Origin of the sequence: Chryseobacterium sp. R2A-55 (assembly GCF_021401085.1) — a bacterium.
GTDB lineage: Bacteria > Bacteroidota > Bacteroidia > Flavobacteriales > Weeksellaceae > Kaistella.
Map to the genome: position 1 here is coordinate 101,840 of NZ_JACBFP010000009.1, position 18,056 is coordinate 119,895.

Sequence of the window (18,056 nt, forward strand, 5' to 3'; positions counted from 1 at the left end):
CGAATTAACTAACAAAATTTATAGACAATGTTTGCAATTGTAGAAATAGCAGGGCTTCAATACAAAGTTGAGCAAGACCAAAAGTTGTTTGTAAACCGTTTGCAAGGAGACAAAGGAGCGAAAGTTTCTTTTGACAAAGTTCTTCTTACCGTAAACGGTACTACAACAATCGGCGCCCCGGCTGTAAACGGTATCACCGTAGATGCTGAAATCTTGGATCACGTGAAAGCGGATAAAGTTATCGTTTTCAAAAAGAAAAGAAGAAAGGGCTACGAAAAGAAAAACGGTCACAGACAATCTTTAACTCAGATTCAAATTACCGGAATCACAGGTTTCGATAATAAGAAAGAAGAAAAGAAAGCGGCACCGAAAGCTAAAAAAGCAGCAGCTGCTTCAGAAGACGCTCCTGTAGCAAAAAAAACAACGAAAAAATCGGACAGCGAAACCGCTGAATAATCTAAACCAAAAAACCTTAAAATAAAATGGCACATAAGAAAGGAGTTGGTAGTTCCAAAAACGGTAGAGAATCTCATTCCAAAAGATTAGGAGTGAAGATTTTCGGTGGACAAGCAGCAATTGCTGGAAATATCATCGTGAGACAAAGAGGTACGCAGCACCATCCTGGTGAAAATGTAGGAATGGGAAAAGACCATACTTTGCACGCATTGGTTGATGGAAAAGTAATCTTCACCAAAAAAGCAAATAACAGATCTTTCGTATCTGTAGAGCCCAACGCATAATTTTAAGCGTTTCATAAAAATCGATCCTGACTGCATTGCAGTCGGGATTTTTTATTTACTTTTACCTCCGCAAAAATTAAAAAAACTTATGAATTTTAAATCGACTCTTTTCGCTGTTATTTTCTCAATTATAGCATTAATAGGTTGTTCCAGAGATGAAGGAGGATCTGCCACACCAGAAAACAAATGCGGTAAGGTATCCTATGTTAATTTTCAGACCTCACCAAGCGGCGTCACCTTAAGTTTTGTTTCTGGAAGCAATGCCAATTCTTTCAAAATTGAGTATGGACTGACGGGATTTGCACAGGGTAGCGGAAAAAAGATAATGACTTCCAATAACTATGTGGAAATTGCGGATCTGCTTTCCTCCACAACTTATGACTTTTATATCACGGGAATTTGCAGCAGTACGGAAAGCAGCGAGCCCTATAAACTTTCAAGCGTTACTACTCAGCAAAGCAACTGTAACGGAACCGTTTCTGCGGATTTTTATCAGTATGATCCTAACCAAATTATTCTACAGGTTGGTTATTCTGGCGGAAGTTTTTACTATCACGAAGTGGAATTTGGTATTGCCGGTTTTACCCCAGGTTCAGGAACCCGGATAAGAGGTGAAAATTATGCGAGCAATCTCTATTTTAATAATCTGCCGCTGAACCAGACCTATGATTTTTATGTACGGACAATTTGCAGCGCCGGTGATCCAACACCGTTTAAAAAATACACTTATACCACTACACCAACTTGCGCGAAACCTTTTAACCTGAATAGTTATGTGATTTCAGGACAGTGTAACGTAGGAATGGGAGCGACCAGAGGTTTTTCCTGGAGCAGTTACGGGTCGCCCCAAAGTTATACGATTTCCCTGATCCAAAATGTGAATGATCCGCCAGGTGCGCAGGAATTCACCACTTCAAACACTTCCATTTCCATTTCGAATATGTATTGCTTGTGGAAAGGATTCTATGTGAGATCAAATTGCGGCGGAAGCACCGGTAGCAGCGCATGGGCCGGTCCATTTATTTTCTAAGAAATTTGCAAGCGGGGTTTCCAGGCGAAAGATTGCTTTTTTTACGTAATGATGGTCAGCAGAAATAAATTTAATTTTCCATTTAAATTTATTTCACATTGAAACCTTAATTTTGAAAAAATTCCGATGGAAAAGCGAGACCTTCCGATTGTAGTTCTTTCAGATATTCATTTGGCGACTTATGGTTGCCATGCCACGCAGCTTGTGGCGTATTTGAAAAGCATTAATCCCAAATTACTGATCTTAAACGGCGACATTATCGATGGCTGGGCTTTTTCTAAAAAGTATTTCCCGGATTCCCACATGGCGGTTCTGAGTGAATTTTTCAAGATGATGAAAAACGGGACCGAAATCATTTACATCACCGGAAATCACGATGAATTCTTAAGGAAGTATTCGGATTTGACGATGGGAAACCTTTTCCTCACCGATAAGTATCTGTTGGAAATCGATGGGAAGAAAACCTGGTTTTTCCATGGCGATATTTTTGACCATACCACGAAAGGCAGTGCGAAAATTATCGCAAAAATTGGCGGAATCGGTTATGATTGGCTGATTCTAATCAATCGGGCAATTAATTTTTTATTGGAAAGTATCGGAAGCAAAAAGATTTCACTTTCAAAGAAAATCAAAAACTCTGTGAAAAATGCAGTGAAGTTCATTGCTGATTTTGAAGAAAAAGCCATAGAACTCGCCATTGAAAACAAATATGATTACGTGGTTTGTGGGCATATTCATCAACCAGCAGATAGAATCGTAACCAATGAGAAAGGTACGGTTCATTATCTGAATTCCGGCGATTGGATTGAAAATCTAACTTATTTGGAATACCAACAGGGAAAATGGAAGCTTCTTTATTTTGATGAAGCCCAATTTGAAAAACCTGAAATCGAAGCCAATGATATTACGGTAAATGTGGAGGAACTTATTCATCCGCAGATTTTTGCAGCTTTTGTAGGAGCGAAGGTTTAAGGTTTTTTATTTCTTAGAAAAGCATCCCAGCCTTGAGCGTTTAAGGCGATGAGTTCATTGGTTCCACTTGCCACCAGGAAATTTCCCTGATCCAATTCAACGGCATGACCGATGATCGTGAAATCAGGATGGTTTTTGATTTTTTCAAAATCATTGGGGGAAATGGTGAAGAGTAGTTCATAATCTTCGCCACCGTTCAGTGCACACATGACGGGGTTCAGATTGAGTTCTTCAGCAGTGGAAATCGTCAGCGGATCCAATGGAATTCTTTCCTCATAAATCCTGAAACCTACTTTGCTCTGATCGGACAGATGCAGCGTTTCCGAGGACAAACCATCAGAAACATCGATCATGGAAGTCGGTTGGATGCCCAATTCTTTTAGAATAATTTTGATGTCGGTTCTGGCTTCAGGCTTCAGTTGTTTTTCCAGAATATAGTCATACCCTTCCATTTCCGGCTGCATATCTGGATTGGCCAGAAAAACGGCATGTTCTCTTTCCAGGATCTGTAATCCGAGATAAGCTCCACCCAAATCACCGCTTACCACCAACAGATCGTTGGGTTTTGCACCAGTTCTCCGCACCAAATTCTCGGAATTTTCCAAACCGATTGCGGTAATGCTCAGCACCAATCCGGAATTAGAACTCGTGGTATCGCCTCCCACTAAATCTACCTTGTAATGTTTACAAGCCAAAGAAATTCCGGCATAGATTTCCTCCAAAGCTTCCACCGGAAATCGGTTGGAAACGGCGAGCGAAATCAGAATCTGCGTCGGCACCGCATTCATTGCCGCAATATCGCTCAGATTGACCACCACCGCTTTATACCCCAGATGTTTTAGCGGGACATATCCCAGGTTGAAATGGACGCCTTCTGCCAAAATATCTGTGGTCACCACTACTTTCTGGTTTTCGGGATTGATGACTGCAGCATCGTCGCCAATTGAAATTTCTGTGGATGGATTTTCAAAACTTAAGTTTTCGGTGAGGTGCTTGATCAGTCCAAACTCTCCGTAAGCGGAAATCGGTGTGAGTTGTGGGGATTTTTCTTCGAGCATTTTCTGATATGTTATTAAAGGTTGGGATTTGATTTGTTTAGGATTTCAAAGGGTGCCGGAATGATTATTCTTCCGTTTTTTCATCGTTATTTTTTCTCCATGTGAAAGTGTTTCTTTTGTAAAAAGGTTCTACATCCTGTGCTTTGAAAGGCAGGTCTTTCAAATCCTGTTTGGTTAGGAGTTTCGTGTTCTCTGAGCGGAATTCCTGCATGACTTCCACAATGTCGTCAGGAGGTGATGTGGATTTTCTAAGCATCATATCGATCCAAACTCCGGTCGCTTCTGCAGTTGCCATGTGTGTTCCGTCTGGTAAATAAAATTTATGGACAAACTGATAGATACTTGCATCTTCAGACATTCCCGAGATTTCGGCAGAAACATAAACGATTTGATCGGCATAGATTTCCTTAAAAAAAGAAAGTCTTTCATGCAGAATCACCGGTCCGATTCCCCACCGTGAAAGTTCTTTAAGTCCCATTTTATGGGTATTCATAAAAGCCATCCTGGTTTGTGCACAGTAAGCAATATAGGAAGAATTTGCCAAGTGTTTGTTGGCATCGATATCGCTCCAGCGGACTTCGAACTTATGCAGGTATTCAGACATTTTTTGATTAAAATTACAAGTTAAGGGACGTTTATTTCCGGGTTCAAAATTACGGATTAAAGGTGGTTTGGAAAAATCGTATTTTTGTGCGGTCGTTATCAGCGTTGTGGACGCTATAAACGCTGACAATGCTGCATACTATGAAAAAAAAACAAATCATCATCATCGGAGGTGGAGCGGCAGGATTTTTCTGTGCCGCAAATCTCGATGAATCTCTTTTTGAAGTTACTATTTTAGAACAGAATTCCGATGTTTTGCAAAAAGTGAAAATTTCCGGAGGCGGAAGATGCAACGTAACTCATGCGTGTTTCGACCCAAAAGAACTGACCGAATTTTATCCAAGAGGAAACAGGGAATTGCTCAGCGTTTTCCATAAGTTTCAGCCGGGAGATACGATGGAGTGGTTTCACCAAAGAAATGTAGCTTTAAAAATAGAGAATGACAACCGTGTTTTTCCGGAAAGCAATTCCTCGCAAACAATTATCAATACTTTGGTGAGCGAGGTTTCCCGAAAAAATTTCAAAGTCCAGACTCAATCCGTAGTTTTAGAAATTAGGAGGGTAGAAAATCAGTATCTGGTAAGAACCAATGCAGAGGTTTACTTTGCAGATTATGTGGTTTACGCTACCGGAAGTTCACCTAAATCTCTAAAGCTCATCCAGAATCTCGGACATCAAATCGTGGAAGCTGTTCCGTCGCTTTTTACCTTCAACATTAAAAATGAGACCTTAAAAGATTTGATGGGGACAAGTTTTGCCAATGCGGAAGTTTCTATTCCAAAGTTGAAGACGGTGGAATCCGGTCCCATGCTGATTACGCATTGGGGACTTTCGGGACCGGCCATCTTAAAAATTTCTGCGTGGAAAGCCAGAGAGCTCGCAGCTTCGAAATACCAGTTTGAAATCTTGGTGAATTTTTTGGGAATAGACCTTGAAACAGCCGGAGAAATCTTCAAGAAATTCAGACAAAATCATCCAAAGAAAACCATCGGAAGTTCGAAGGTTTTTGAAATCACTTCCAGGTTTTGGCACCGGATTTTGTGGCTTTCAAAAGTGGATCTTGAAAAAAACATCTCGAATATTTCAACCAAAGAACTTGACCGGATTTTAACCCATCTTTGCGGAAATTTGATGAAAGTTTCAGGAAAATCAACATATAAGGATGAGTTCGTAACAGCAGGTGGAGTGGATCTAAAGGAAATCAATTTTAAAAACATGTCCTCTAAGATTTTGCAAAACTTCTATTTAGCTGGCGAAGTTTTAAATATTGATGCAGTAACTGGTGGATTCAATTTTCAGGCATGTTGGAGTGAAACGTGGTTGATTGCCCAGGATTTGAACTCGAAAAATTCTTAAAAGGTTTCAAAAGCGCTCTCCTAACCATTAATTTTATTAAATTTGACAAAATTATTCTCAAAATGAAAAACCCCCGTGCTATAATTGCTTTGTCGCTATTGGTTTTTGCAACTTCCTGCCAAACCCGTGTAGTGGATAAATTGAAACCGATGCAGAAAAATTCTCTGGAACTTTACCAAAAATACACCATTACCACCAATGAACCTAAATTGGTGAAAATGGAAGTTTTAAAAGTGGATGATGATAAGATTTATGGCAAAACAAGCAACGGACAAGAAGTAAATATCAATAAAAGTGACGTGCGAACCATCAAGAAAACCGATTGGATTTCTTCCATCGCAATAGGAGCGGCTGCAATTTTGGCTGTGATTTTTGTGCCGATTTAAATCATAGAAAAATAATGAGAAAAGGAATCAACTTATCGCTGATTCCTTTTTTTTATTTGAAAATTCTGCTCACTATATTCCCGATTTCCATGAAATCATCCATATTCCCGATTGCTCGCGTTTGCTTTTTGTATGCATTTTCGCGGGTTTGGTTCGGGAATATCAGCAGGTAATTTCGGTTCCTGAAATGCTGGTTCAGGTAATTCGGGACATGCTGCATTTCTGGCAGATAAGACTGCATTTCCCTGGTGGCCATGAACAGGATGAGTCCATCGTCATCCTTCATTTTCTCAAAAATTTTGCGGATTTCTGTCCAGTTGTTGAAGATGATGACCGACGAATCAATATTCACCTTTTTTCGGATATTTTCGATTACTTTGATGGTGTCTTCACTTCCATAAAACTCAATTTTTGATCCGGAATTTCGTGCAAGGTTCCAAACCTTCAGCAAAGAATGAAAGAATCCACTTTCCAGATGTGCGTTCGCCGCGAAAATCACCACATATTTTTGGATGGTGGAAACCGGCTGTACCGAATGATAAACCAACACATTTGCCGGCTGGTTATTGAGATATCCGCTGTAGAGATTATAGACAAAAGTGGGCGAAAAACCTTTTTCAGAATCCACGCCAATGATCAGATCCGAGACGGAATTCACCTTGACCTCATTATTCATCCCATTGATGATATCTGCGTCATACCGAATCAAAGGCTTAATTTCTAGGTCTGCAGAAGCACCGATGCTTTGAGCTGAATGAAGGAGTTTTTCCGCATTTTTCTTTGAAGATTCATTTTTTTCTTCACTGATGATATTCAGGGCGTAAATTTTCCCACGATTGTTTTTCGATTTGATCATCAGTGCAAGATTGGCCATTGGTTCCACGGTACTCAGATGGTTCAAGGCGAGCAAAATATTCTCGTCGTCAGGATCGGTATCCGTAATGGTATTTTCATTTTCTGCTTTCACGAGTTGGTGTGCGTTTTTCTGCGTCACAAAAGAGGAAACGGTGCATGAGACCAAAATCAGCAGAATACTTCCGTTCAGCACGCTTTCATCCAATAAACGGATGGGTTCTCCGGAATCGGTTTCGCCCAAAATAATGTTGTAACCCACCATTACGATGGCTAAAGTTGCTGCCGCGTGTGAAGCACTTAATCCGAAAATAATTCCCCCCTGTTCTTTCGTGAGTTTGAAGGTTTTCTGGGTAGCAACTGCCGCAAAATATTTCGTGGAAATGCCGATAACCGTCATTAACAATGCGACTTCAATGGTTTTTATATCGTTTAGAAATACTGAAAAATCGATGATCATTCCTACGCTGATCAGGAAGAAGGGGATAAAGATGGCGTTTCCCACAAATTCAACCCGATTCATCAAAGCGGAAGTGTGTGGAATAAGCTTGTTTAAAGCAAGTCCGGCAAAGAACGCTCCGATAATTGGTTCCACACCGCCCAATTCCGCGAGCAGTGCCGCCAGATAAATCATCACCAAAACGAAGATATATTGCGAAATACTGTCACTGATTTTTTTGAAAAACCACCGCCCAATAATCGGAAAGCCAAACAGAACCACCGCCGAAAAAATAATCATCGAGATCGATATTTTCGTCCAGAAAGCTGCGTTCACCTCGCCTTGAGTTATACCCACACAAATCGCCAAAACCAAGAGCGCCAGAATATCGGTGATCATTGTTCCACCCACGGCAATATTCACCGGAAGGGTTTTTTGAATGCCTAGTTTACTGACAATCGGATAAGAAATTAAGGTATGAGATGAAAAAATACTGGCAAAAACAATGGCCGTCAGCCACGAGAAATTAAACAGAAAATGGGCGCCCAATATTCCCAAAATGAAAGGAATTGAGAAAGTATACAGTCCAAAAGTGATGCTTTTCCACTTGTTTTTCTTGAATTCGTTCAGATCGATTTCCAAGCCTGCCAAAAACATGATGTACAGCAAACCTGTAGTTCCGGTGACCACGATGCTCGCATCTCTTGCAAGGACGTTGAATCCGTTCGGACCCACGATTGCACCCGCGATGATCAGTCCCAAAAGGTGGGGAACTTTAATTTTGTTCAATAAAATAGGGGCGAAAAGAATGATGATCAAAACCACCAGAAATTTCAAAACCGGATCTTCCAGCGGGAGAGTGAGGGTTGAAAAATTTAAGCTTAAAATGCTGAGCATGTTCTAGTTTTTAGATTTATCCAGATCGATGGAAAAACGGGAAGTACAGTTATTGTCACCAATGACGTCCCGGATTCCACGGATTTTGGTGTCTTTTAAATCATTTAAAAGTATGTTCACATAGGTTTTTTTTGCAGCGGTGGAATCGCTTTGGTAAGAAAGCCGGATTTCTGAACCGTTGTAACTGCCGGTGTAAACTCTGATGTTTCCTGCTTTATTGGTAACTTTTGCCGAAATTTTTTGTCCATTCTCGGTGAATTCCCAATTGTCATTTCTGATGTCGCCTATCATATTTTCGGGGCAGTTGGAATCAGTGCAGATCATTTTTCCGGACCATTTTCCCAAAAGGTTTTCCGGAAGTGGAATTGCCTGAAGGGTGTCCTTTTTGGCATAAAGGCTATCACGCATTTCTAAAAGATTTTGATAATCAGCTTGTTTCAGCGCAAATTCTTTTTCTTTTTCCAGAAGTTTCTGTTCGCGGATTTTAAGCTCTTCATTTTTTTCTTTGAAGTTGCAGGAAGTCCAACTCAGCACAGCAATAAGTAGAAAACCGTATTTCAGCATTATTTTCATAGATTTGGTTTGACAGTTTTTAAAAATACCAAAAAAAGCCAAGACTAAAAAATCCTGACTTTAATTACTGCTTTTCTCATCATGCGATTGATTATCTCAGTTTCGCGATCACATCCAGTCCTCCCGTGGTTTTATCTCCAATTTTGCAGGTTATTTCCGTATTTAACGGGAGAAAAACGTCCATTCTGGAACCAAATTTTATGAACCCGAATTCGTGTCCCGCTTTCGCCGGATCGCCTTCATTGCAATAGAAAACGATTCTTCTGGCAACATATCCCGCAATTTGGCGGAAAACGACTTTGTGATTGTTGAACCCTTCTACGGCAACGGTGGTACGTTCATTTTCGGTAGAGGATTTTTCATGCCAAGCCACCAAATATCTTCCCGGATGGTATTTTTTGTACACCACTTTTCCGGAAACCGGATACCTGCAAATATGGACGTTTAATGGCGACATGAAAATAGAAATCTGGATGGCTTTTGCCTTTAAAAACTCATCTTCGTCCACTTCCTTGATCATCACCACTTTACCATCAACCGGTGCAATGACGTTTTCTTCTGTATCCAGAATATTTCTTTCGGGAACCCGGAAAAACCAGAAAACCAGTCCATATATGACCAAGATTGGGATCAGGAGCAAAATGGCCCAAAATTTTAGAAAATAAATTGAAAGTGCCGCGATGACGATGAATAATAACGTGGCGACGGTGATGGTTCCTTTTGATTCTTTATGAAGTTTCATTTGATAGCTTTTGGCTACTGGCTCCCGATAGCGATCGGGATGGCGAATAGCAGATTTAAGTTTTTAAATTGAAATTAAAATTCAGTTTTCAGATTAATTTTTCTAAAATAAAGTACAAATATACGACCGGAACACAGATTATAAAACTGTCCAGCCGATCCAGAATTCCGCCGTGACCGGGAATGATGTTTCCGGAGTCTTTCACTGCGAAAGTTCTTTTCAGCTGACTCTCTACCAAATCTCCGAGCGGCGCGAAAACAGCAACCAAAAAACCGACAGCCATCCAGTTTCCTCTTAAATCTGGATGGAATTTTTCAATGAAAAATCCCAGAATGATGGTCAATATTACGCCTCCGGCAAATCCTTCCCAGGTTTTCTTGGGTGAAATTTTTGGGGCCATTTTATGTTTTCCGAAAAACTTTCCGGTGAAATACGCAAAAGTGTCGCTGCTCCAAATCAGGATGAACAGGAAAAACACTTCTAAACTAAAGGTTCCTTCCATCGCTGAAAATTTGGGCAAACCTAAAGCAAATCCGAACGGCAGTGCAGTGTAAATCACTGTGAAAATCAATTTCCCGTTATCATAATAAAGTTCCTTGGAAAATTTAAATAAAGTAACCACGGCAATCACGACCAGTGAAAGTGCCAGAATTTCCGAGAGGTTAAAGTCAAAATAAAAACCGTGTTTGAAAAATCTTGTTGAAAATCGCCAGAAAACCACTGCAATCAGTGGAAAAACCACATATTTTTCCCAGCTTTTGGGGTCGAATTTCATCATCTTCACACATTCCCATGCTCCCACGAAAAGGAAAAAAGTGATCAATCCATAATAGAGTTGATGCTGCTGAACGAGGTTTGGGGCTATTTTCCCCAGCAATTCCGAGCCAATCGGAGTAGTGCAGAATATGACCACGAACCCATAAAGCAGTCCGCCAAGTAATCGTTGAATTAGATTTCGATCCAAAATTTTGTAATTAATGGGAAAATTAAATAACTTCTAAGAAGTTAATCTTCGAGCAAAAGTAAGAAAAGTTTTGTATTGTCCTTGTTCGGCGTATCCAATTTGGAATTGCTTCCGCTGATGGAGGTGAGGTTTTTGATGTTTCCGTTTCTTTTGATTTTAGCCATCGCGTCGTTCAGGTTGGTGACAATTTGGGAAACATTCGCCATGATGATGATCTTTTCCGGCAGTCTGGAAGAATGGTAATGCAGGATATTGTTGTGAGAAAGCATGATTCTGCCGTCATAGGCAATCAGGTATTCGCAGGTGATGAAGGCGCAATCATTGAAAAGTTCAAGTTCTGTGGTGTAGGGAACTTTCACCACATCCAGAAAGTTTTTCAGTTCGTGATCCCAGCAGAAAACCGATTTCACATCTTCAATCTTCAGAATATGATTCAGGGTTTGAAGCGCTTCCGCTTCGTCTGCGCAATAATTGAAGAATCCTCCGGAATGCGTGAACAGCTGTGCAAACTTATAATCCAAATCAGCATTTTTCAGCTGATCTCCAAGTTTGATCACATCCTGGTTTTCGTCTTCTTCCGGTTGATTTAAAATTTTACCGACAATTTTTTTAAATAAACTCAATTTTTGCGGTTTATGCGAATGTTAATACAAAAATAGAAAATATTTGTTTACGGAGTGAAATTAACAAAAAAAACCTGACTATTTGCACTTCTGGTTAATTAGGATGCAAATAGTCAAGTTCTAAATATTTTGATTATAGTTGAGAAGGTGATTCTGGTGCCTGAATTTCTTCCGGTGCCGGATTTTCTTCCTCGGTTGGTGGATTTTCTTTATGGGTGCTGGAAACCGGGTGTTCGGTCAACTCCGGATCCCACGCTCTTTGCCCGAAAACTTCTTCCAAATCTTCCCTGAAAATCACTTCTTTTTCTAAGAGTTTTGTTGCCAAAGCATCCAGTTTTTCTTTGTTATCACGCAGAATCTGCAAAGCCCTTTGATATTGTGTTTCAATGATTTTTGAAATTTCTTCGTCAATCATCTTTGCGGTTTGCTCAGAATAAGGTTTTCCAAAACTGTATTCGGATTGTCCCGAACTGTCATAATAAGAAATGTTTCCAATCTTATCGTTCAGTCCATAAATGGTCACCATTGCCTGTGCTTGTTTGGTTACCCGTTCCAGGTCTGAAAGCGCTCCGGTTGAAATATTTCCGAAAATGGTTTCTTCAGCTGCTCTTCCTCCCAAAGTTGCACAAAGTTCGTCATTCATTTGCTCGGTGGTGGTGAGCTGTCTTTCTTCCGGAAGATACCAGGCTGCACCCAGAGAACGTCCTCTTGGCACGATGGTCACTTTCAAAAGTGGAGCGGCGTGTTCCACCAGCCACGAAATCGTGGCGTGTCCTGCTTCGTGATAAGCCACTCTTCTTTTTTCCGAAGGTTTGATGGCTTTGTTTTTCTTTTCCAGTCCTCCGATAATTCGGTCTACCGCATCCAAAAAGTCCTGTTTCGTTACGGATTCGTGCCCGTTTCTTGCTGCAATCAGTGCAGCTTCGTTACAAACGTTTGCGATATCTGCGCCTGAAAATCCCGGTGTTTGTTTGGCCAAGAATTCGCGGTCGATATTTGGGGCGAGTTTGATTTTTGCCAAATGCACATCGAAGATCTGTTTTCTTTCATGAAGTTCCGGCAAATCCACATAAATCGATCGGTCAAATCTTCCTGCCCTCATTAATGCTTTATCCAGGATGTCTGCACGGTTTGTCGCCGCCATCACGATGACGTTGGTGTCCGTTCCGAAACCGTCCATTTCAGTTAGGAGTTGGTTCAGTGTATTTTCTCTCTCGTCATTGCCGCCGGTGAAATTTCCTTTTCCTCTCGCTCTTCCAATCGCGTCAATTTCATCGATAAAGATGATTGCCGGAGATTTTGCTTTTGCCTGCGCAAACAAATCACGGACTCTGGAAGCTCCCACTCCCACGAACATTTCTACAAAATCTGAACCGGAAAGTGAGAAAAACGGCACTTTTGCTTCGCCTGCTACCGCTTTTGCCAATAATGTTTTTCCTGTTCCCGGAGGACCCACAAGCAGAACTCCTTTCGGGATTTTACCTCCCAGTTTAGTATATTTTTCAGAGTTTTTCAAAAAGTCCACCACTTCCTGTACTTCCTCTTTTGCGCCTTCCAAACCGGCTACATCTTTGAATGTGGTCTGGATTTTTTCTTTTTCGTCAAAAAGTTTTGCCCTGGATTTCCCGATGGAGAAAATCTGTCCGCCGGGACCGCCTCCTCCTCCCATCATTCTTCGGAAAATTACGAAATAGAACAGGGCCATCAAACCAATCCAGAACAGCGCAGTGAAAAGAAGTTCGGTCACTGGGTTTTTCCCCATTCCGTAATCTTTTTTGGTCACGATTTGTGGATTATCCGCTTTGATCTTGTCAAATTTTTCCAGGAAAAGCTGTAGGTCGCCATAGCTTAAAGTATAGTCCGGTTTTGGACCCAGATTAAAGTCGAAAGCTGACAGTGGATTTTTGGTGGGGGCAGTCGTTTTTGCGGCAGCTTGAGCTTTTGCCTCTTTGGTGAGGAAAACGTCTGCTTTTTCGGTGTCTTTGTAAATGAGTATGTCCTGGACTTTCCCTTCTGTCATCAATTTGTAGAATCCTTCTTCATCAATGGTGTTCTGTTGGGAGTCACCATTCATGTTTGAAAAGAAGAAAAGCAAAATTGCAGCAATTGCAATGGGAAAAAACCAGTTAAATCCTTTATTATTGTTCATATCTTTTTTATAAAAATTTTGACGAAAACAAATCCGTCAAATATCAAGTTGTTTAATCTTCTACTCTGGTGATTTTTGCATCGCCCCAAAGTTCTTCAATTTCGTAATACTCACGGGTTGCTCTTTGGAAAACGTGCACTACCACGGAAACGTAATCCATCAGAACCCACATTGCATTTTCGGATCCTTCCACATGCCATGGTCTGTCATGAAGTTCGTTTCGTACTTTTTTCTCAATATTTCCTGCGATGGCCGAAACCTGCGTGTTTGAATTTCCGCTGCAAATGATAAAGGTTTCTGCAACTGAATTTTCTATGTTGGAAAGGTCAAGAATCATGATGTCTTCGCCTTTTGTATCCTGAATGGCATCTACGATTTTATCGATTAGGAGTTGTTTTTCTGTCGTTTTGTTCATTAAAAAATGGGTCTAATCTGCAAATTTATTGTTTTTTTATTTAATTTATCCTGAAATTTACGGTTTCCAAACCATAACTTCTGATTCTATGCCGCCTGTTTTTTACCTCGATGAATGTGCTTCTACTCAAGACGAATGTACCCGGATTTTACTTTATGGTGATTCGGGAATTTCGGCGGTTTATACCTTTAACCAAACCCGCGGAAAAGGACAATACGGTAATTCTTGGGAATCTTTGGTAAACAGGAATATCGCTTATTCTTTTGCGGTTCCGGCAAGCCAAATCGGCATTCCGGAAAATTTACTCAATTTTTATACCGCAATTATCCTGCGGGATTTTCTTGCCAATCTGTCAACATTTGAGGTGGAAATAAAATGGCCGAATGATTTAATCATCAGAAATAAAAAAATTTCCGGGATTTTAATCGAAAAGAAAACCCTCCATAAGAAACCCTATTTCATCATCGGGATTGGTTTGAATGTGTTGCAGGAAAACTTTGAGCATCTTCCGAAAGCCGGTTCACTGCTTACGCAAACCGGAATCCGGTTTCACCTTGATCATTTAGTGGAATCCTTTCACGGAAATTTTTCAGAAAGAATTTTGCAGGTGATCCCGGATGAAGAAATTTTAACGCAAATCAATAAAACCCTTTTCCGGAAAGATGTGGTTTCTGTATTCGAAATTAAAGGAATCAGACAAAATGGCATCATCAGAAATGTGGATGAGGAAGGTTTTCTTTGGATTGAGCTGGAAAATGACGGATTGAGCAGGTTTTTCCATAAGGAGATTAATATGCTTTACTGATTCGCCCGTTTAAAATAGAGAATCAAAGCCAAAGGTCCGAAAACGATATCCGGCAACCACATCGCAAAAAGCGGACTCAGAGTCTTATTTGCGGAAACCACCTTTAAAATCTCAAAAGAGAACACGAAAACAAACGCCAAAGCAATTCCCAGTGCGAGATTCAGACCCAATCCGCCCCGTTTTTTCTGAGACGAAAGTGAGAGTCCCAAGAAAGTCAAAATGATGACGGAAACCGGCATTGAAGTTCTTTGATACAGCTCGTTCAGATAACTGTTCAGGTTTGCGTTTCCCTTTTCTTTTTCCCGATTGATGAATTTGATGAGCTCAGGAGTGGTTTTATTTTGTCCCAGCAAAACATCCGGAAAAAGTTCTTCAGGAGGATGTCCGAAACTTTTGTTCATGGTATTGCCATTTCCCAGTTTTTCGGTATCATCACCCTTGATGGTTTTTTCGATGTAGTTGCTCAGTGCGAATTGGTTTTTGGTTTTGTCCCAATAAAATTCACTCGCATTGAGCTGATAAATCAATCGGTGGTTTTTGTCGAATTTTTGATACAGAAATCCGGAGCCCCGCTTTTCCTTTTTATTATAGCTTTTCAGAAAGATGTATTCCGTTTTTGAAAGCTGGGTGGAAACTTCTGAACTTCCGGTGAACTCGTCCCGGCTTACTGCGGTATAGGTATAAGGTTCCAGTTCATTTTTTTTCACATTTGCCAATGGTAAAACCAAATGATTTAAGAGCAAAGCCATGATCGCGATAAATCCGGAAGTAATCAAATAGGGTCGTGCAAACCGGTGAAAACTCGCTCCGGAACTGATGATGGCGACAATTTCCGTGTTGTTGGCAATTCTTGAGGTGAAGAAAATTACGGAAATGAAAACCAATATCGACATGAAGGTAATGATCAGATTCAGAATCCAATACGGATAAAAATCGACCAGAAACTCGCTTACCGTAAATCCGTTGGACTCAATTCTCGGTGCTTTTGCCTGAACATCTATGACCAAAACGATAATCGTCAGCAAACCCAGCATGAACCCGAAAGTTCCGAGGTATTTTTTGATGATATAGCGGTCGATGATGGTGAACATTGGCTAAATAATAATTAACAATGAATAATTAATAATGGGTAGGAAATGCCCAATCTGTATGCTCAGTAATTAACTGATCTCTTTTGGTGAAGCAATCTTCTTCCCCTTTTTTACAATCTTTGTTTTAAAACCGGAACCACGGAATCTTTCCATTCATAGAAATCCCCTGCAAAAATATGTTCTCTGGCGACTTTCACCAAATCCAAATAAAAAGCCAGGTTGTGGATGGATGCGATCTGTTTTGCCAGATATTCCTTGGAGACGAACAAATGCCGAACATATGCTTTGGAATATTCGCGGTCCACATAGCTCATCCCGAATTCATCCAAAGGTGAAAAATCGTTCTTCCATTTTTCATTTTTCATGTTCATCACGCCGTTCCAGGTGAAAAGCATCGCATTTCTGGCGTTTCTTGTCGGCATCACGCAATCCATCATATCGATTCCCAAGCCGATGGATTCCAATATATTCCATGGAGTTCCAACTCCCATCAGATATCTGGGTTTTTCTTTAGGTAAAATATCGGTCACTTCGTCAGTGATGCGGTACATTTCTTCTTCAGGTTCACCCACAGAAAGTCCGCCGATTGCGTTTCCTTCGGCATTTTGTTCGGAAATAAATTCCGCCGATATTTTCCTCAAATCAGAGTAGGTGGAACCTTGAACAATTGGGAAGAGTCGCTGTTTGTGTCCATAGATTTCCGGATGCTCATTGGTCCAGTCGATGCATCTCTTTAACCAACGGTGAGTCATTTCCATGGAGGTTTTCGCCAGATTGTATTCGCAGGGATAAGGAGTACATTCATCAAAGGCCATGAAAATATCGCCACCGATTTGACGCTGGATTTCCATTGATTTTTCGGGTGAAATAAAATGGTAACTTCCGTCAATGTGAGATTTGAATTTCACGCCTTCCTCGCTCATTTTTCGGCTTGCAGAAAGCGAAAAAACCTGATAACCTCCGGAATCGGTGAGAATAGGCAAATCCCAGTTCATGAATCGGTGAAGCCCGCCCGCTTGCTGCATAATCTCCATTTTCGGACGAAGATACAGGTGATAGGTATTCCCTAAAATAATCTGGGCTTTGATATCTTCTTTCAGTTCGTGCTGGTGGACGGTTTTCACGGAGGCCACTGTTCCCACCGGCATGAAAATCGGTGTTTGAATGGTTCCGTGGTCGGTAGATATGATTCCTGCTCTGGCTTTTCCGGCAGATGTTTTCTTGATTTCGAAAAATGGAGACATATTATTATCTGGCAAATGCGGGTACGTTTGGGTTTTCTTTGATTTTTTTGTCGATGTAGGATTTTGCTTCCGGATGTTTTTCAAGGATTATTTTCTGTGCATGATCCAAAATTTTTTCTAGTTTCCCGGTCGCGATATAGAACTTATAGCTTTCGGTGAATTGGTTTCCCGTGATCTTATATTTTTTCAAAGTATAGCGGGTTGCATTTTCCGGGTTGGCTTCCGGGTCTATAATTCTCAGCTGGTCATTCAGGGCAAACTCAGCAATGATTTCGGACATCTGTTCTTTTGGAATCAGGTTTTTCGGCTCGTCAATCAAATGCGAACAACTCATCATCAAAAAAGAAATGAAAACAAAAAGAAGCTTCTTCATAATTTGCCGATCAGCGATTTCCATTTTAGCCTTAAAACTCCGAAAACTGCTTCGTGAATGATTCCCCCGTTCATTTTGCTTTCGCCCAGTTCTCGGTTGGTGAAAATAATCGGGACTTCCACAATTTTGAAGCCTTTTTTGAAGGCCCGGTATTTCATCTCAATCTGGAAGCCATAACCTTTCAGCTTGATTTTATCCAAACCGATTTCCTCCAGAACTTTTCTGGAAAAACATACGAATCCGGCCGTGGTATCCTGAATCGGAAATCCCAGGATGGTTCTGGTGTAAATCGATGCGCAGTAGGAAAGCAAAACCCTTCCCATTGGCCAATTCACCACATTCACGCCTTTGGAATATCGGGAGCCGATGCTCATGTCGGCATTTCTGCAGGCATTGAAAAGTCGGTTCAGGTCTTTTGGGTTGTGGGAGAAATCTGCATCCATCTCGAAAATATAGTCGTAGCCTTTTTCTAAAGCCCATTTAAAACCGTGGATATAAGCTTTTCCCAAACCGTCTTTTGTCTTTCTCACGGTTAAGAAAAGTTCATTAGGATAGCGTTGCTGAAGTTTTTTCACGATTTCGGCGGTTCCATCCGGTGAGGAATCATCCACTATTAAAATATGGAAATCCTCTTTCAACGCCACCACTTCGGAAATAATATTTTCAATATTTTCCTTTTCGTTGTAGGTTGGAATGATGACGAGTTTCTTCACGTGTGAAATTAAGTTGCAAAGATAATGTTTT

20 protein-coding genes are annotated in these 18,056 nt (G+C 40.8%); 7 read left to right on the top strand and 13 right to left on the bottom strand.

Annotated elements, in window-relative coordinates; all coding sequences use genetic code 11:
• Positions 1-27: 27 nt before the first annotated feature.
• The 4 genes from rplU (at position 28) to L0951_RS10690 (ending at position 2,742) form a co-directional block, all read left to right on the top strand.
• Positions 28-456, top strand: a complete 429-nt coding sequence (gene rplU, locus L0951_RS10675; protein WP_234111250.1) for a 50S ribosomal protein L21 — start codon at positions 28-30, stop codon at positions 454-456.
• A gap of 26 nt (positions 457-482) precedes the next feature.
• Positions 483-740 carry a 50S ribosomal protein L27 gene (gene rpmA, locus L0951_RS10680; RefSeq protein WP_234111251.1) on the top strand — a complete coding sequence of 86 codons (258 nt, stop codon included), beginning with the start codon at positions 483-485 and terminating at the stop codon, positions 738-740.
• Positions 741-828: 88 nt separating this feature from the next.
• Entirely contained in the window at positions 829-1,770 is a 942-nt protein-coding gene (locus tag L0951_RS10685) for a hypothetical protein (RefSeq protein ID WP_234111252.1), read from the top strand.
• Positions 1,771-1,896: 126 nt separating this feature from the next.
• Positions 1,897-2,742: a UDP-2,3-diacylglucosamine diphosphatase gene (locus L0951_RS10690; protein ID WP_234111253.1), complete on the top strand. Its 846-nt coding sequence runs from the start codon at positions 1,897-1,899 to the stop codon at positions 2,740-2,742.
• Here L0951_RS10690 and thiL read toward each other — a convergent pair.
• Positions 2,739-3,800 carry a thiamine-phosphate kinase gene (gene thiL / locus L0951_RS10695; RefSeq protein ID WP_234111254.1) on the bottom strand — a complete coding sequence of 354 codons (1,062 nt, stop codon included), beginning with the start codon at positions 3,798-3,800 and terminating at the stop codon, positions 2,739-2,741. The two genes, L0951_RS10690 and thiL, sit on opposite strands and share 4 nt — an antisense overlap.
• 64 nt (positions 3,801-3,864) lie before the next feature.
• Complete coding sequence (locus tag L0951_RS10700) at positions 3,865-4,404, bottom strand: acyl-CoA thioesterase (RefSeq protein ID WP_234111255.1); 540 nt, start codon at positions 4,402-4,404, stop codon at positions 3,865-3,867.
• A 140-nt stretch (positions 4,405-4,544) separates the two neighbouring features.
• Between L0951_RS10700 and L0951_RS10705 the strand changes: the two genes are divergently transcribed.
• Positions 4,545-5,759, top strand: coding sequence for an aminoacetone oxidase family FAD-binding enzyme (locus L0951_RS10705; protein ID WP_234111256.1), 1,215 nt, complete (start codon positions 4,545-4,547; stop codon positions 5,757-5,759).
• 62 nt (positions 5,760-5,821) lie between these two features.
• A complete protein-coding gene (locus L0951_RS10710) occupies positions 5,822-6,145 on the top strand; it encodes a bacteriophage spanin2 family protein (protein ID WP_234111257.1) in 324 nt (107 codons plus the stop codon).
• Between the two features lie 52 nt (positions 6,146-6,197).
• Here L0951_RS10710 and L0951_RS10715 read toward each other — a convergent pair whose 3' ends face one another.
• The 7 genes from L0951_RS10715 to rsfS all read right to left on the bottom strand — a co-directional run bounded on the left by L0951_RS10715 (position 6,198) and on the right by rsfS (position 13,799).
• Positions 6,198-8,333 (bottom strand): cation:proton antiporter, encoded by a 2,136-nt coding sequence (locus L0951_RS10715; protein WP_234111258.1) that lies wholly within the window; start codon positions 8,331-8,333, stop codon positions 6,198-6,200.
• A 3-nt stretch (positions 8,334-8,336) separates the two neighbouring features.
• Positions 8,337-8,906, bottom strand: coding sequence for a hypothetical protein (locus tag L0951_RS10720; RefSeq protein WP_234111259.1), 570 nt, complete (start codon positions 8,904-8,906; stop codon positions 8,337-8,339).
• A gap of 91 nt (positions 8,907-8,997) precedes the next feature.
• Positions 8,998-9,648, bottom strand: a complete 651-nt coding sequence (locus L0951_RS10725; protein ID WP_234111260.1) for a phosphatidylserine decarboxylase family protein — start codon at positions 9,646-9,648, stop codon at positions 8,998-9,000.
• Positions 9,649-9,736: 88 nt separating this feature from the next.
• Positions 9,737-10,612, bottom strand: coding sequence for a phosphatidate cytidylyltransferase (locus L0951_RS10730; RefSeq protein WP_234111261.1), 876 nt, complete (start codon positions 10,610-10,612; stop codon positions 9,737-9,739).
• 41 nt (positions 10,613-10,653) lie between these two features.
• Entirely contained in the window at positions 10,654-11,235 is a 582-nt protein-coding gene (locus L0951_RS10735) for an LUD domain-containing protein (RefSeq protein WP_234111262.1), read from the bottom strand.
• A gap of 133 nt (positions 11,236-11,368) precedes the next feature.
• Positions 11,369-13,384, bottom strand: a complete 2,016-nt coding sequence (gene ftsH, locus L0951_RS10740) for an ATP-dependent zinc metalloprotease FtsH (RefSeq protein ID WP_234111263.1) — start codon at positions 13,382-13,384, stop codon at positions 11,369-11,371.
• 52 nt (positions 13,385-13,436) lie between these two features.
• Positions 13,437-13,799: a ribosome silencing factor gene (gene rsfS, locus L0951_RS10745; RefSeq protein ID WP_234111264.1), complete on the bottom strand. Its 363-nt coding sequence runs from the start codon at positions 13,797-13,799 to the stop codon at positions 13,437-13,439.
• An 88-nt stretch (positions 13,800-13,887) separates the two neighbouring features.
• On the opposite strand from rsfS, the gene L0951_RS10750 reads away from it, so the two are divergent.
• Positions 13,888-14,604 (top strand): biotin--[acetyl-CoA-carboxylase] ligase, encoded by a 717-nt coding sequence (locus L0951_RS10750; protein ID WP_234111265.1) that lies wholly within the window; start codon positions 13,888-13,890, stop codon positions 14,602-14,604.
• Here L0951_RS10750 and L0951_RS10755 read toward each other — a convergent pair.
• The 4 genes from L0951_RS10755 to L0951_RS10770 all read right to left on the bottom strand — a co-directional run bounded on the left by L0951_RS10755 (position 14,598) and on the right by L0951_RS10770 (position 18,025).
• Positions 14,598-15,695 carry an LptF/LptG family permease gene (locus tag L0951_RS10755; RefSeq protein ID WP_234111266.1) on the bottom strand — a complete coding sequence of 366 codons (1,098 nt, stop codon included), beginning with the start codon at positions 15,693-15,695 and terminating at the stop codon, positions 14,598-14,600. The genes L0951_RS10750 and L0951_RS10755 overlap by 7 nt on opposite strands.
• Positions 15,696-15,805: 110 nt before the next feature.
• Positions 15,806-16,939 (bottom strand): tRNA guanosine(34) transglycosylase Tgt, encoded by a 1,134-nt coding sequence (tgt, locus tag L0951_RS10760; protein ID WP_234111267.1) that lies wholly within the window; start codon positions 16,937-16,939, stop codon positions 15,806-15,808.
• Between the two features lie 4 nt (positions 16,940-16,943).
• Entirely contained in the window at positions 16,944-17,312 is a 369-nt protein-coding gene (locus tag L0951_RS10765) for a DUF4296 domain-containing protein (RefSeq protein WP_234111268.1), read from the bottom strand.
• Entirely contained in the window at positions 17,309-18,025 is a 717-nt protein-coding gene (locus L0951_RS10770; RefSeq protein WP_234111269.1) for a polyprenol monophosphomannose synthase, read from the bottom strand. Before L0951_RS10770 ends, L0951_RS10765 begins: the two co-directional genes overlap by 4 nt.
• Between the last annotated feature and the right edge of the window lie 31 nt (positions 18,026-18,056).

What these genes read in the sequence shown, in the direction of transcription:
- rplU (WP_234111250.1), top strand. Translation starts at nt 28, where the DNA reads ATGTTTGCAATTGTAGAAATAGCAGGGCTTCAATACAAAGTTGAGCAA.
- rpmA (WP_234111251.1), top strand. Translation starts at nt 483, where the DNA reads ATGGCACATAAGAAAGGAGTTGGTAGTTCCAAAAACGGTAGAGAATCT.
- L0951_RS10685 (WP_234111252.1), top strand. Translation starts at nt 829, where the DNA reads ATGAATTTTAAATCGACTCTTTTCGCTGTTATTTTCTCAATTATAGCA.
- L0951_RS10690 (WP_234111253.1), top strand. Translation starts at nt 1,897, where the DNA reads ATGGAAAAGCGAGACCTTCCGATTGTAGTTCTTTCAGATATTCATTTG.
- thiL (WP_234111254.1), bottom strand. Translation starts at nt 3,800, where the DNA reads ATGCTCGAAGAAAAATCCCCACAACTCACACCGATTTCCGCTTACGGA.
- L0951_RS10700 (WP_234111255.1), bottom strand. Translation starts at nt 4,404, where the DNA reads ATGTCTGAATACCTGCATAAGTTCGAAGTCCGCTGGAGCGATATCGAT.
- L0951_RS10705 (WP_234111256.1), top strand. Translation starts at nt 4,545, where the DNA reads ATGAAAAAAAAACAAATCATCATCATCGGAGGTGGAGCGGCAGGATTT.
- L0951_RS10710 (WP_234111257.1), top strand. Translation starts at nt 5,822, where the DNA reads ATGAAAAACCCCCGTGCTATAATTGCTTTGTCGCTATTGGTTTTTGCA.
- L0951_RS10715 (WP_234111258.1), bottom strand. Translation starts at nt 8,333, where the DNA reads ATGCTCAGCATTTTAAGCTTAAATTTTTCAACCCTCACTCTCCCGCTG.
- L0951_RS10720 (WP_234111259.1), bottom strand. Translation starts at nt 8,906, where the DNA reads ATGAAAATAATGCTGAAATACGGTTTTCTACTTATTGCTGTGCTGAGT.
- L0951_RS10725 (WP_234111260.1), bottom strand. Translation starts at nt 9,648, where the DNA reads ATGAAACTTCATAAAGAATCAAAAGGAACCATCACCGTCGCCACGTTA.
- ftsH (WP_234111263.1), bottom strand. Translation starts at nt 13,384, where the DNA reads ATGAACAATAATAAAGGATTTAACTGGTTTTTTCCCATTGCAATTGCT.
- rsfS (WP_234111264.1), bottom strand. Translation starts at nt 13,799, where the DNA reads ATGAACAAAACGACAGAAAAACAACTCCTAATCGATAAAATCGTAGAT.
- L0951_RS10750 (WP_234111265.1), top strand. Translation starts at nt 13,888, where the DNA reads ATGCCGCCTGTTTTTTACCTCGATGAATGTGCTTCTACTCAAGACGAA.
- L0951_RS10755 (WP_234111266.1), bottom strand. Translation starts at nt 15,695, where the DNA reads ATGTTCACCATCATCGACCGCTATATCATCAAAAAATACCTCGGAACT.
- tgt (WP_234111267.1), bottom strand. Translation starts at nt 16,939, where the DNA reads ATGTCTCCATTTTTCGAAATCAAGAAAACATCTGCCGGAAAAGCCAGA.
- L0951_RS10765 (WP_234111268.1), bottom strand. Translation starts at nt 17,312, where the DNA reads ATGAAGAAGCTTCTTTTTGTTTTCATTTCTTTTTTGATGATGAGTTGT.